This is a genomic window from Pandoraea cepalis, assembly GCF_902459665.1.
Lineage (GTDB): Bacteria > Pseudomonadota > Gammaproteobacteria > Burkholderiales > Burkholderiaceae > Pandoraea > Pandoraea cepalis.
Window position 1 is genome coordinate 1 of record NZ_CABPSL010000018.1, and the last position, 12,962, is coordinate 12,962.

Consider the following 12,962-nt stretch of genomic DNA (forward strand, 5'->3'; position numbering starts at 1 on the left):
GGCGATGGTTGTCCTGGGGCAATGGATTGGCGGAGATTGCCGGTGCCCTGACGGAGCGACTTTCAAGTGGAGCGCAGTCGGGGTGCCGGTGATCTCCGCTGCCCGGAGGCAGGTGAGGGTGGGGGCGGAATTCAAGGGTGGGGTGTTGCAGTGTTGCGTTCACGTCGCGGTAAAGTTAAAGCAACCGCCGAATCCACTCAAGGACGTTTCACGTGAAACATCGAGTGAAGATCTGGCGATGGTTGTCGTGGGGCAATGGATTGGCGGAGATTGCCGGTGCCCTGACGGAGCGACTTTCAAGTGGAGCGCAGTCGGGGTGCCGGCGATCTCCGCTGCCCGGAGGCAGGTGAGGGTGGGGGCGGAATTCAAGGGTGGGGTGTTGCAGTGGTGCCTTCACGTCGCGGTAAAGTTAAAGCAACCGCCGAATCCGCTCAACGACGTTTCACGTGAAACATCGAGTGAAGATCTGGCGATGGTTGTCCTGGGGCAATGGATTGGCGGAGATTGCCGGTGCCCTGACGGAGCGACTTTCAAGTGGAGCGCAGTCGGGGTGCCGGTGATCTCCGCTGCCCGGAGGCGGGTGAGGGTGAAGGCGGAATTCAAGGGTGGGGTGTTGCAGTGGTGCCTTCACGTCGCGGTAAAGCCAGAGCATCCGTCGAATCCATCCAACCACGTTTCACGTGAAACCGTCCCCAATGCCGTCGTTTTGCCAACGTTCCACGTGAAACACCTCAGCCGTTACAAATGATGCACCGCAATACCGCTATAATTCCGCCATTACCGAATCCAGAGAGTTTGCCGTCCGCGGCAAGATGACGATGCTTTATCCGACCGAGTTCGACGTGATCGTAGTGGGTGGCGGCCATGCCGGCACAGAGGCTGCGCTCGCCTCAGCCCGCATGGGCTGTAAGACGCTTCTGCTCACCCACAACATCGAGACCCTCGGTCAGATGAGCTGCAATCCCTCCATCGGCGGGATCGGCAAAGGCCATCTCGTCAAAGAGGTCGATGCACTGGGCGGGGCCATGGCCGCCGCGACCGACGAGAGCGGTATCCAGTTTCGCATCCTGAATTCGTCCAAAGGGCCGGCCGTGCGCGCCACCCGTGCCCAAGCCGACCGAATTCTCTACAAGCAGGCTATCCGCCATCGCCTCGAGAATCAGCCTAACCTTTGGCTCTTCCAGCAAGCCGTCGAAGACCTCATCGTCGAAGGCGAACGTGTCGTAGGCGCCATCACCCAAGTGGGGCTGCGTTTCCGCGCCCGCGCCGTGGTTCTCACCGCCGGCACCTTCCTCGACGGCAAAATCCACGTCGGGCTGAACAACTACGTTGGCGGGCGCGCCGGAGACCCGGCCGCCATCAGCCTGTCCGCTCGCCTCAAAGAGTTGAAACTACCGCAAGGTCGGTTGAAAACCGGTACGCCGCCGCGCATCGACGGCCGTTCCATCGACTTCTCCGTTCTCGAAGAACAGCCCGGTGACCTCGATCCCGTTCCCGTGTTCTCGTTTCTCGGCCGCCCCGAACAGCATCCGCGCCAAGTGCCGTGCTGGGTCACCCACACCAACGAGCACACCCACGATATCATCCGCGGCGGACTCGATCGGTCGCCCATGTACACCGGCGTCATCGAAGGCGTCGGCCCGCGCTATTGTCCGTCCATCGAAGACAAGATTCACCGCTTCGCCGACAAGACGTCGCACCAGATCTACCTCGAACCCGAAGGCCTCACGACCAACGAGTTCTACCCCAACGGCATCTCCACCAGCCTGCCGTTCGACGTACAACTCGAACTCGTCCGCTCGATGAAGGGCATGGAGAATGCCTACATCCTGCGCCCAGGCTATGCCATCGAATACGACTACTTCGATCCCCGTGGGCTGCGCAGCTCGCTCGAAACCCGCGTCATCTCCGGGCTCTTCTTCGCGGGGCAGATCAACGGAACGACGGGCTACGAAGAGGCCGCCGCCCAAGGGCTGCTCGCCGGCATCAACGCCGCGTTGCAAGTACAAGGCCGCGATGCCTGGTGCCCGCGCCGCGATCAGGCGTACCTTGGGGTGCTCGTCGACGACCTGATTACGCGTGGCGTCTCCGAACCCTATCGCATGTTCACCAGCCGCGCCGAGTATCGCCTGTCGCTGCGTGAAGACAATGCCGACATGCGTCTGACCGAAGTCGGCCGCGAACTCGGTGTCGTCGACGATACGCGCTGGGAATCGTTCTGCCGCAAACGCGACGCTGTTTCACGTGAAACAGAACGTCTCAAATCGACGTGGGTGACACCGAAAACCTTCCCGGCCGAAGATGCCGTGCCGCTGCTCGGCAAAGCCATCGACCATGAATACTCGCTGGCCGATTTGCTGCGTCGCCCGGAAGTTGGCTACGACGCCCTCATGGCCGTGCAAGGTGGTCGTCTTGCCGCCGAAACACCGCTCTCCGACGATACGCTGCAAGCGAACCAGATTCGTGAGCAGATCGAGATCGCCGTGAAGTATCAGGGCTACATCGACCGTCAGGCCGACGAGATCGTGCGCAAGGAAGCCAACGAAAACACCGTGCTGCCGGCCAACATCGACTACAACGAGGTGCGCGGGCTATCGATCGAAGTGCGCCAGAAGCTGGGGGCGCAGCGGCCTGAGACATTGGGCCAGGCATCGCGTATCTCCGGCGTGACGCCCGCCGCCATCTCGCTGCTGATGATCCATCTCAAGAAAGGGCTCGGACGCCGTCGCGCGTCAGGGGAAGCGACCGCTGCCGCCGATGACGGCGACGCACACGCAGCCTGACGCGGAGCCCTTATGACCGATCCGCGACGTTCCGCCGCCAACGGCGGCTATGACCTGGCTGTGCTCCTGGCCGACGGCATCCGGCAACTCGGCCTGTCCATCAGCGAAGAACAACAGCGGTGCCTGCTCGACTATCAGGCGTTGCTGGCGAAATGGAATGCCTCGTTGCAGATGACCTCCATCCGCGAACCCCGCCAAATGGTCGTCAAGCACCTGCTCGATTCGCTCTCCATTCTGCCGCGCCTTGACCGTGAGCCGATTTCACGTGTGCTTGACGTGGGCTCAGGCGGTGGGTTGCCCGGCGTGGTGCTCGCGATTGTGCGTCCCGACTGGCAAGTGACGGTCAACGACATCGTGCACAAAAAAACAGCATTTCTCACCCAGGCCCGCGCGACATTCAAGTTGGCCAATCTGACGGTCGTGACCGGCCGGGTCGAGTCACTCGCTGTTGGCAAAGAAGTGAGCGCACCTTTCGACGCCATCGTGTCGCGCGCCTTTGCCGAGCTGACCGATTTCGTCACCCTCGCGGGAGCCTTGCTGGCTCCCGATGGCAGCTTCTGGGCCATGAAAGGCGTGGCGTCAGAAAGCGAACTCGCGCTGCCCACCGGCTACACACTAGTTGAGCGCCTGGCGCTGAACGTCCCATTTCTCGACGCCGAGCGTCATTTGCTTCGCGTGAAGGTAACAGCATGAATAAGATGACCCGCTGGGCAGGGGCCGTCATGGTCAGTTTTTCGGTGGTTGCCGCGGTCGCCTGGGGGCAATCCGGACAAGAATCGCTGACGACACGCGTGCGGCCGGTACAGAAGATCGACAAAGCGCGCTACGTCGGCACCTGGTACGAAATAGCACGCTATCCGAATTTCTTCGAGCGAAAATGTGTGTCGGACGTGACGGCGCAGTATGCCGCGCGACCGGACGGACGGATCGAAGTCACCAACCGATGCCGCAAGGACGATGGTACGTGGGTTAGCGATACCGGTCTGGCACGCACCGATGGGCAGGGCACCGGCACGGCCCGCTTCAAGGTGACGTTCGCGCCGCAATGGTTGCACTGGATTCCCTGGCTTTGGGCGAACTACTGGGTTATCGTGCTCGACGACGACTATCAGTTTGCCGCTGTCGGAGAGCCCAGTCGCGAGTACCTCTGGGTCCTCTCGCGAACGCCGACGATGGACGACAACGCACTGAATCAAATGCGTGCCCAGTTGCGCAAGCAGGGCTACGACACTGACAAACTGGTGTTGACGCCCCAAAAGGCGAGCGCCCCAGCAGTACCGCCCGCCGGCGCGTCTGACGCCGGTCAGCGAAAGTAATAACTGAGCTTTACTCAGGTAATCGAATTTGCGGGACGGAGCGAATCGCGCACGCCGGGCCTCAGCCAGTCGGCGGTCGCTGGCGGTGCGGCGCGTTGGCCCCGGTTTCATCCCGGCATGATCTGCACCCATCGCATCAACACGGCAGCATTCGGAGGACTACATCGGCATGGCGAAAATTTTCTGCGTGGCCAATCAGAAGGGCGGCGTCGGCAAGACGACCACCACGGTGAACCTCGCTGCCGGACTGGCGTCGCACGGGCAGCGTGTCCTGTTGGTCGACCTCGATCCGCAGGGCAATGCGACGATGGGCAGCGGCATCGACAAAGCCGCTCTCGAATCAAGCGTGTACGAAGTGCTGGTGGACGGTGCCGATGTGGTCGCGAGTTGCCAGCGCTCGGAGTCGGGGAGTTACGATGTGCTGCCTGCGAACCGTGAACTCGCGGGTGCGGACGTGGAACTCGTCTCGCTCGAAAATCGCGACACCCGATTGAAGCTGGCGCTCGCCAAAGTCGACGACGCGTACGATTTCGTCCTCATCGACTGCCCGCCCACGCTCTCGCTGCTTACCCTCAACGGGTTGTGCGCGGCGCACGGCGTGATCATTCCGATGCAGTGCGAATATTTCGCGCTCGAAGGGTTGTCGGATCTCGTCAATACGATCAAGCAAGTGCACGCGAATCTGAACCGCGACCTGCAGGTGATCGGCCTGCTGCGCGTGATGTTCGATCCGCGCATCACGCTGCAGCAACAAGTCTCGGACCAGCTCAAGGAGCACTTCGGAGACAAGGTATTCAACGCGATCATTCCGCGCAATGTGCGACTCGCTGAAGCGCCGAGCTACGGCATGCCAGGCGTCGTTTTCGATCCTGCATCGCGTGGCGCGAAGGCGTATCTGCAATTCGGCGCGGAAATGATCGCGCGTATTCAAACTATGTAAGGCGCATTCGCGCAGGAACGCATTCACATGGCGACCAAGACCACCGCACTGAAGAAAAAGGGCCTGGGCCGCGGCCTCGAAGCCCTGCTCGGCGCCCACGCCGATAATCACAACGGCGCGACCGACGCGCGCGCCGACGGCGCACCGTCGGTCATGGCGCTCGAGCGCCTTCAGGCCGGCAAGTATCAGCCTCGCACTCGCATGGATGAGGGCGCACTGCAGGAACTTGCCGCGAGCATTCGCGCGCAGGGCCTGATGCAGCCGATTCTGGTGCGTCCCGTCGATGGTGAGAAGTACGAAATTATTGCGGGCGAGCGACGTTTTCGTGCCGCACGTATCGCCGGACTGGCCGAAGTGCCGGTGCTCGTGCGCGACGTGCCCGACGAAGCCGCCGCCGCGATGGCGCTCATCGAGAATATTCAGCGCGAAGACTTGAATCCGCTTGAAGAAGCGCAAGGCATTCAGCGGCTGCTCGGTGAGTTCAACTACACGCACGAGCAAGCCGCCGAATCGCTTGGCCGCTCGCGCAGCGCGGTGTCGAACCTGTTGCGCCTGCTCAATCTCGCGCATCCCGTGCAGACGATGCTGCTCGCGGGCGATCTCGACATGGGGCACGCGCGTGCGCTGCTCTCCGTCGACGCCGCCACGCAGATCACGCTCGCCAATCAAGTGGTGAACAAGCGTCTTTCGGTGCGCGACACGGAGCGCATCGTCAATGCGTCGCTCAAGCCGCAGGGAGACGGGATTCGTCGTCGCTCGGCGGAAGAGGGCGGTCGCGACGTGACGCGTCTCGAAGAAGAGTTGTCGGATTTGCTCGCGTCGAACGTCAAGATCAAGGTCGGCCGCAAAGGCGCCGGACAACTCACGATTGAATTCGGCAGCCTCGACGCGCTCGACGGCATTCTCGCGCGCATTCGTGCCGAATGACGTCGGTGTGTTGAGCGTCCTCTCGTGAGCGATCCCGCAGGCAAGTCCGTGGAGCCGACGAAGGCGAGCCCGTCGCAGACGTCGGCCGTGCCAGCTTCATCGTCATCGGCAGCGCCATCGTCACAGCACGGCACCGCAGCGACGCGTGCATTGCGCGCCCTGCGCGCAACCTACGAGCGCGTGCGCGGCGATCGCGTGCTGGTCATCCTTCTCGTGGGATTCGTCGCCTTGCAGATAGCCAGGCCGGCGAGCCTTGGGGACCTGTTCGCACGCATCGATCAGCACACGATTCTCACGCTCGCCGGATTGCTGATGCTCACGCGCGCGATCGATCAGAGCGGCTTCCTCGATTGGCTTGCCCAGCGCTTGCTGCGGGCGTTTCGCACCGAGCGACGCCTCGCGCTGTTGATGGTGGCGTTCGCTGCCGCCCTCTCCACGCTGCTCACCAACGACGTCGCCCTCTTTGCCGTCGTGCCGCTCGCGCAGTCGCTCGCACGCATTGCGCCGGTGCGGATTGAACGGCTGATCATCTTCCTCGCGTTGGCGGTCAATGCCGGCTCGAGCCTCACGCCGCTCGGCAATCCGCAGAATCTCTTCCTGTGGCAACACAGTGGCATGGGCTTCGGGGCTTACGTCGTCATGATGACGCCTCTGACGTTGGCGCTCATGGCCGTGTTGCTCGTGACGTGTGCGATGGCGTTCGATTCCCGTGTGCTGCATTTTCAGCGGCGAGGCCCCGCGCATGACGTGCGCTGGCCGTTGCTGTGGGTCGCCCTGGCGCTGTTCGTGGCGTTCGTCGTGCTGGCGGATCACGGCGCTGCCACCTGGGCCTGCGCGGGGGTGGCGGCGGTCCTGCTGGTCGCGCGGCGCAATGCGGTGTTCGGTATCGACTGGTTGCTGCTCGCCATCTTCGTGCTGATGTTCGTGGTGCTGCGCGGTGTGGCCGGGTTACCCGAGGTGCACGCGACCCTCGGTCAGGTGGATTTGTCCGGATCCGGCATGGCCTATTTGGGGGCCGCGGTGCTGTCGCAGGTCATCAGCAACGTTCCCGCCGCGATCCTGCTCGCGGAGTACAGCCACAACTGGCCGGCGCTTGCGCATGGTGCGGCGGTCGGTGGCTTCGGCCTTGCAATCGGTTCGTTAGCCAACCTGATCGCATTGCGCATGGCGAAATCGGACAAGATCTGGTGGCGCTTTCATTGGCTCTCCCTCCCGTTTTATCTGGTGGCACTGTGTGTCGGATATGTTGCCCTCAAATGGGGATAATCGCGCATCGAATGACGTCAAGTCGCAGCGATTGCGCAGCGTTTGGGGCATTTGCCGCGTTGCACCATGAGGAAAATCGGGCTCCTTGAGAGTTGGCGCCAAATCGGAGCATGCACTGCACAATTTCGGCGAATTTGTTGTGTGTTTCGATTGACTGGGGTTCGTAATTTCCCGTAAAATCTCGCGGATTTATCTGCTTGAAGAGCCCATTCGTTTTGCACGAGTCGGGCGGGGAGGCTACGAGATGACCGACGAAAAACGGTCGAACTTGGAACCGAAACCGCAAGCGCCGGCACGTGCAGCATCAGAGGTCTGGGACGACGAGCAGGCGCAAGAAACCATCGTTCCGCTCACACGTGCGCAGGCTGAGCGCCTGTTCGGTCCCGATGTGGGGCGCGTGTCCCGTGTGACTCCATTCAGGGTGGTGGGAGCCCAGGTACTGCTGTCGCTGGTAGCGGCGCTGGCCTGGTGGTTACTCTCGGCATCGCCACGAGACGCGGCGGTGTCCGCATGGCTGGGTGGAATGGTCGGTTGGTTGCCGGGCGCATTGTTTGCGCTGCGGCTAAGAATGTCAGGTGATCGCCTCTCCGTCGGTTCGTTGATGGTGGGAGAGGCGGTCAAGGTAGCAACGACGATTGCGTTGTTTGTGGCCATAGCCTTCGGCTACCCAGGCGTGCACTGGATAGCGTTGCTGGTCACCTTCGTGCTCACGCTCAAAGTCTATTGGCTTGCGATGGCATTGAAGTAGCGGTGAAAACCCGCTCGCGCGTCGACACGCTACCGTGTGCGGATTTTCATAATTGGGTGTTTGATCGCTATGTCATTAGAAGCCGGCCACGCTCCGAGCCCGTCGGAGTACATTTCGCACCACCTGCAAAACCTTGCGAGTTCGACGCAAACCAAGATCGTCGATTTCTCGATCATCAACTGGGACACGATGTTCTGGTCGATCGCAATGGGCGTTCTGGGCTGTTTCGTGCTTTGGTTGGCTGCCCGTAAAGCGTCCTCGGGCGTACCGAGCCGTTTCCAGGGGGCGGTTGAAATGCTCGTCGAAATGGTGGAAGACCAGTCGAAGAGCATCGTGCACGGCAATCGTGCGTTCATCGCACCGCTGGCGTTGACCGTGTTCGTCTGGGTCGCCCTCATGAACTCGCTGGACTTGCTGCCCGTCGATCTGCCGTCAAAGGTGATCGGGTGGGTCGGCCTGGGCGACATCATTACCCATCACCGCATCGTGCCGACGGCCGATCTGAACGGTACGCTGGGTATTTCCGTCGGCGTGCTGATCCTGATGCTGTACTACAGCTTCAAGATCAAGGGCGCGGGTGGTTTCATGCACGAGTTGTTCACGGCACCGTTCGGTAACCACTTCCTGCTGTGGATCCCGAACCTGCTGCTCAACCTCATCGAATTCTGTGCCAAGACCGTGTCGCTCGGTATGCGACTGTTCGGCAATATGTACGCCGGCGAACTGTTGTTCCTGCTGATCGCTCTGTTGGGCGGCATCTGGAGCTTTGGCGCGGATGCGTCGGTGCTGGGTTTTGTCGGTCACATCATTGCCGGCACCGCATGGGCGATTTTCCACATCCTGATCGTGTTGCTCCAGGCGTTCATCATGATGATGCTCACGCTGGTGTATATCGGCCAGGCGCACGACCATCATTGATGGGTCGTTGCAGGCAGTGACGTGTTTCCCGGTTTCACAGTTTTTCAAATTTAAAGTTTCAAGTCTCTAACCAAAAGGAGTAATCATGCAAGCTTTCATCGCCAACATCCAGGGTCTGACCGCCATCGCTATCGGCATTATCATCGGTCTGGGTGCTATCGGCGCCTGCCTGGGTATCGCGCTGATGGGCGGTAAGTACATCGAAGCGTGCGCCCGTCAGCCCGAGCTGATGAACCCGCTGCAAACGAAGATGTTCCTGCTGGCCGGCCTGATCGATGCGGCATTCCTGATCGGCGTGGGCGTTGCCATGCTGTTCGCGTTCGCGAACCCGCTGCTGTCGAAGCTCGCTTAAGTTTCTTTCGGCCGGTCGCGCAATGATCCGCGCGGCCAACTGGACATGAACGGCGCGCCCAAGCCAGCTGGCACCATGGGGCGCGCTGTTTTGCCAATCGACTCGCATCACCGAAAGGAAACACCGTGAACATAAACGCAACTCTGTTCGCGCAAACCGTCGTGTTTCTGATCCTGGCATGGTTCACGATGAAGTTCGTGTGGCCGCCGCTGATCAAGGCTATCGACGAACGCGCGAAGAAAATCGCTGACGGTCTGGCTGCCGCCGACAAGGGCAAGGCCGAACTGGACGCCGCCAACAAGCGCTCCACGCAAGCCCTCGCGGAAGCCCGCGACGAAGGCGCGAAGCGTATTGCCGACGCCGAGAAGCGTGCTCAGGCCGTGGCCGACGAAATCAAGGCCCAGGCGCAAGCCGAAGCCGCCCGAATCATCGCCAACGCCAAGGCCGAAGCCGAGAATCAGGCCGTCAAGGTCCGTGAATCGCTGCGCGAAGACGTTGCCGGTCTGGCTGTCAAGGGCGCCGAGCAGATCCTGAAGCGTGAAGTTGACGCCAAGGCCCATGCCGACCTGCTGAACCAACTCAAGGCAGAGCTCTGATCATGGCCGAACTCGCAACCATCGCTCGTCCCTACGCCGAAGCGCTGTTCCGCGTGGCCAAGACCGGCGACCTGAATCGCTGGTCGGGGCTGGTGCGCGAACTGGCGCAAGTGGCAGCGCTGTCCGAAGTGGCCAATCTGGCCGACGATCCGAAAATCACGCCGGCGCAAGTGGTCGATGTGCTGACCGCGGCCGTGAAATCGACCGACGCCGAAGTGCGCAACTTCGTCGCCGCTGTGGTCGAGAACGGCCGTCTGGCCGCCATGCCGGAGATCGCCGAACAGTTTGAAGCGTTGAAGAACGCTGCCTCCGGTTCGGCGGATGCCACGATCGAAAGCGCCTTCCCGCTCGAAGGCGAGCAACTGACCTCTCTGGTCAAGGGCCTCGAGCACAAGTTCGGCTGCAAGCTCAACGCGAGCGTGACGGTAGACCCGTCGCTCATCGGTGGCGTGCGTGTGGTGGTTGGCGACGAGGTGCTGGACACTTCGGTGCGCGCCCGCCTGGCAGCTATGCGGACGTCGCTGACGGCCTGAGGCCGGCGCGATACGACTGCGACGGCAAGAATTGAATATCAGGAGCACATATGCAACTCAATCCCTCTGAAATCAGCGAACTGATCAAGAGCCGGATTCAAGGTCTCGAGAGCGGCGCCGAAGTCCGTAACGAAGGCACCGTGATCTCGGTGACTGACGGTATCTGCCGCATCCATGGCCTGTCGGACGTGATGCAGGGCGAAATGCTGGAATTCCCGGGCAATACGTTCGGTCTGGCACTGAACCTCGAGCGCGACTCCGTCGGCGCCGTGATTTTGGGCGAATACGAGCACATCTCGGAAGGCGACACCGTCAAGTGCACGGGCCGCATTCTGGAAGTGCCGGTCGGCCCGGAACTGAAGGGCCGCGTCGTTGACGCACTGGGCCAGCCGATCGACGGCAAGGGTCCGATCAACGCCAAGCTCACCGACGCCATTGAAAAAATCGCCCCGGGCGTGATCTGGCGTAAGTCGGTGTCGCAACCGGTGCAGACCGGTATCAAGGCAATCGACGCCATGGTGCCGATCGGCCGCGGCCAGCGTGAGCTGATCATTGGTGACCGTCAGACGGGTAAGACCGCTGTGGCCATCGACGCGATCATCTCGCAGAAGGGCAAGGGCATGACCTGCGTGTACGTCGCCATCGGTCAGAAGGCCTCGTCGATCATGAACGTGGTGCGCAAGCTCGAAGAGCACGGCGCGATGGAATACACGATCATCGTGACGGCAACGGCGTCGGACTCGGCTGCCATGCAGTTCATCGCACCGTACGCCGGCTGCACGATGGGCGAGTACTTCCGCGATCGCGGCGAAGACGCGCTGATCATTTATGACGACTTGACCAAGCAAGCCTGGGCCTATCGTCAGATTTCGCTGCTGCTGCGCCGTCCGCCGGGCCGTGAAGCCTACCCGGGCGACGTGTTCTATCTCCACTCGCGTCTGCTCGAGCGTGCGGCGCGTGTCTCGGAAGAGTACGTCGAGAAGTTCACCAACGGCCAAATCAAGGGCCAGAGCGGTTCGCTGACCGCCCTGCCGGTGATTGAAACGCAAGCCGGCGACGTGACCGCCTTCGTTCCGACGAACGTGATTTCGATTACCGACGGCCAGATCTTCCTGGAAACCGACCTCTTCAACGCGGGTATCCGTCCGGCAATCAACGCCGGTATCTCGGTGTCGCGTGTGGGTGGTGCGGCGCAGACCAAGGTCATCAAGAAGCTGTCGGGCGGTATCCGTACCGACCTCGCACAGTACCGTGAGCTGGCTGCGTTCGCGCAGTTCGCCTCCGACCTGGACGAAGCGACCCGCAAGCAGCTCGAGCGCGGCCGCCGCGTGACGGAACTGCTCAAGCAGCCGCAGTACCAGCCGCTGCAGGTCTGGGAACTGGCCACGTCGCTGTTTGCCGCCAACAACGGCTATCTGGACGACCTCGAAGTCTCCCAGGTCCTGTCGTTCGAAAAGGGTCTGCGCGAAGTTCTGAAGACCAGCCACGGCGCGCTCATCGGCCGTATCGAAGAGACCAAAGATCTCTCGAAGGACGACGAAGCCGCCCTGCACGCTGCGATCAAGGACTTCAAGCAGACCGGCGCTTACTAATCCGGTTGAATCGGTAACTATTCAACGGACCCGGGAAGGCGCGATGTTCAGCCAACAGCGAACGTCGCGCCGAGACAAGGAGTAAGCAATGGCTGGAATGAAGGAAATTCGCGGCAAGATCAAGAGCGTGCAAAACACGCGCAAGATCACCAAGGCCATGGAAATGGTGGCCGCGTCGAAGATGCGCCGCGCGCAGGAACGCATGCGTCATGCCCGGCCGTACGCTGACAAGGTGCGCCAGATCGCCGCGCATATGGGCCAGGCGAATCCGGAATACCACCACCCGTTCATGGTGAAGCATGCCGACGCGAAAGCGGCCGGCTTCATCGTGGTGACGACGGACAAGGGTCTGTGCGGCGGCTTGAACACCAACGTGCTGCGTGCCGTGGTGGCCAAGATGAAGGACATCGAAGCGCAAGGCCTGAAGATCGAGGCCACTGCCATCGGCAGCAAGGGCTTCGGTTTCCTGAACCGTATCGGCGCGAAGGTGGTATCGCATGTCGTGCAACTGGGCGACACGCCGCATCTGGACAAGTTGATCGGCGCAGTGAAGCTGCAGCTCGATGCGTACGCCGAAGGCAAGCTCGACGCCGTGTATCTGGCCTACAACCGCTTCGTCAACACGATGAAGCAGGAAGCCGTGGTCGAACAACTGCTGCCGCTGCCCGAGAAGTTCGAGGGTGCGTCGGACGACGCGAGCGCAGTGCCGGCACAGCATTCGTGGGACTACATCTACGAACCGGATGCGAAGACGGTCGTCGATGCCCTGTTGGTGCGTTACGTCGAAGCTGTCGTGTACCAGGCTGTCGCAGAGAACATGGCGTCGGAACAGTCCGCCCGTATGGTGGCCATGAAGGCCGCATCGGACAACGCGAAGACCGTGATCGGTGAATTGCAGATGATCTACAACAAGGGTCGTCAAGCCGCGATTACGAAGGAACTGTCCGAAATCGTGGGTGGCGCCGCCGCAGTCTAAGCGGTGGCACGGGCC

Annotated in this window: 14 protein-coding genes; all 14 read left to right on the forward strand. The window is 61.5% G+C overall.

Features of this window, described 5'->3' with window-relative positions; genetic code table 11:
• Positions 1–748 (forward strand): hypothetical protein (locus tag PCE31106_RS24180; RefSeq protein WP_217425916.1); only part of this gene is annotated, 748 nt, incomplete at its 5' end.
• 70 nt (positions 749–818) lie between these two features.
• A complete protein-coding gene (gene mnmG, locus PCE31106_RS18990; protein WP_150564370.1) occupies positions 819–2,783 on the forward strand; it encodes a tRNA uridine-5-carboxymethylaminomethyl(34) synthesis enzyme MnmG in 1,965 nt (654 codons plus the stop codon).
• Positions 2,784–2,795: 12 nt separating this feature from the next.
• Entirely contained in the window at positions 2,796–3,476 is a 681-nt protein-coding gene (gene rsmG / locus PCE31106_RS18995; RefSeq protein WP_150564371.1) for a 16S rRNA (guanine(527)-N(7))-methyltransferase RsmG, read from the forward strand.
• The gene (locus tag PCE31106_RS19000) at positions 3,473–4,099 is read left to right on the forward strand and encodes a lipocalin family protein (protein ID WP_150564372.1); all 627 of its coding nucleotides are present in this window, start codon (positions 3,473–3,475) and stop codon (positions 4,097–4,099) included. The genes rsmG and PCE31106_RS19000 overlap by 4 nt, the downstream gene beginning before the upstream one ends.
• 169 nt (positions 4,100–4,268) lie before the next feature.
• Complete coding sequence (locus PCE31106_RS19005; RefSeq protein ID WP_150564373.1) at positions 4,269–5,039, forward strand: ParA family protein; 771 nt, start codon at positions 4,269–4,271, stop codon at positions 5,037–5,039.
• Between the two features lie 27 nt (positions 5,040–5,066).
• Entirely contained in the window at positions 5,067–5,966 is a 900-nt protein-coding gene (locus PCE31106_RS19010; protein WP_017233824.1) for a ParB/RepB/Spo0J family partition protein, read from the forward strand.
• Positions 5,967–6,116: 150 nt separating this feature from the next.
• A complete protein-coding gene (locus PCE31106_RS19015) occupies positions 6,117–7,232 on the forward strand; it encodes an SLC13 family permease (protein WP_150564430.1) in 1,116 nt (371 codons plus the stop codon).
• Between the two features lie 244 nt (positions 7,233–7,476).
• Entirely contained in the window at positions 7,477–7,980 is a 504-nt protein-coding gene (locus PCE31106_RS19020; RefSeq protein WP_150564374.1) for an ATP synthase subunit I, read from the forward strand.
• Positions 7,981–8,049: 69 nt separating this feature from the next.
• The gene (gene atpB, locus PCE31106_RS19025; protein WP_017233821.1) at positions 8,050–8,898 is read left to right on the forward strand and encodes a F0F1 ATP synthase subunit A; all 849 of its coding nucleotides are present in this window, start codon (positions 8,050–8,052) and stop codon (positions 8,896–8,898) included.
• Between the two features lie 85 nt (positions 8,899–8,983).
• Positions 8,984–9,250 carry a F0F1 ATP synthase subunit C gene (gene atpE, locus PCE31106_RS19030; RefSeq protein ID WP_017233820.1) on the forward strand — a complete coding sequence of 89 codons (267 nt, stop codon included), beginning with the start codon at positions 8,984–8,986 and terminating at the stop codon, positions 9,248–9,250.
• A 125-nt stretch (positions 9,251–9,375) separates the two neighbouring features.
• The gene (locus tag PCE31106_RS19035) at positions 9,376–9,846 is read left to right on the forward strand and encodes a F0F1 ATP synthase subunit B (RefSeq protein ID WP_017233819.1); all 471 of its coding nucleotides are present in this window, start codon (positions 9,376–9,378) and stop codon (positions 9,844–9,846) included.
• 2 nt (positions 9,847–9,848) lie between these two features.
• Positions 9,849–10,379: a F0F1 ATP synthase subunit delta gene (locus PCE31106_RS19040; protein WP_017233818.1), complete on the forward strand. Its 531-nt coding sequence runs from the start codon at positions 9,849–9,851 to the stop codon at positions 10,377–10,379.
• 50 nt (positions 10,380–10,429) lie between these two features.
• Positions 10,430–11,971: a F0F1 ATP synthase subunit alpha gene (gene atpA, locus PCE31106_RS19045; RefSeq protein ID WP_017233817.1), complete on the forward strand. Its 1,542-nt coding sequence runs from the start codon at positions 10,430–10,432 to the stop codon at positions 11,969–11,971.
• An 88-nt stretch (positions 11,972–12,059) separates the two neighbouring features.
• Positions 12,060–12,947, forward strand: a complete 888-nt coding sequence (gene atpG / locus PCE31106_RS19050) for a F0F1 ATP synthase subunit gamma (protein ID WP_026131929.1) — start codon at positions 12,060–12,062, stop codon at positions 12,945–12,947.
• The last annotated feature ends 15 nt before the right edge of the window (positions 12,948–12,962 follow it).

Bases quoted from the DNA above. Each gene is read 5' to 3' on its own strand.
- mnmG (WP_150564370.1), top strand. From the start codon at position 819: ATGCTTTATCCGACCGAGTTCGACGTGATCGTAGTGGGTGGCGGCCAT.
- rsmG (WP_150564371.1), top strand. From the start codon at position 2,796: ATGACCGATCCGCGACGTTCCGCCGCCAACGGCGGCTATGACCTGGCT.
- PCE31106_RS19000 (WP_150564372.1), top strand. From the start codon at position 3,473: ATGAATAAGATGACCCGCTGGGCAGGGGCCGTCATGGTCAGTTTTTCG.
- PCE31106_RS19005 (WP_150564373.1), top strand. From the start codon at position 4,269: ATGGCGAAAATTTTCTGCGTGGCCAATCAGAAGGGCGGCGTCGGCAAG.
- PCE31106_RS19010 (WP_017233824.1), top strand. From the start codon at position 5,067: ATGGCGACCAAGACCACCGCACTGAAGAAAAAGGGCCTGGGCCGCGGC.
- PCE31106_RS19020 (WP_150564374.1), top strand. From the start codon at position 7,477: ATGACCGACGAAAAACGGTCGAACTTGGAACCGAAACCGCAAGCGCCG.
- atpB (WP_017233821.1), top strand. From the start codon at position 8,050: ATGTCATTAGAAGCCGGCCACGCTCCGAGCCCGTCGGAGTACATTTCG.
- atpE (WP_017233820.1), top strand. From the start codon at position 8,984: ATGCAAGCTTTCATCGCCAACATCCAGGGTCTGACCGCCATCGCTATC.
- PCE31106_RS19040 (WP_017233818.1), top strand. From the start codon at position 9,849: ATGGCCGAACTCGCAACCATCGCTCGTCCCTACGCCGAAGCGCTGTTC.
- atpA (WP_017233817.1), top strand. From the start codon at position 10,430: ATGCAACTCAATCCCTCTGAAATCAGCGAACTGATCAAGAGCCGGATT.
- atpG (WP_026131929.1), top strand. From the start codon at position 12,060: ATGGCTGGAATGAAGGAAATTCGCGGCAAGATCAAGAGCGTGCAAAAC.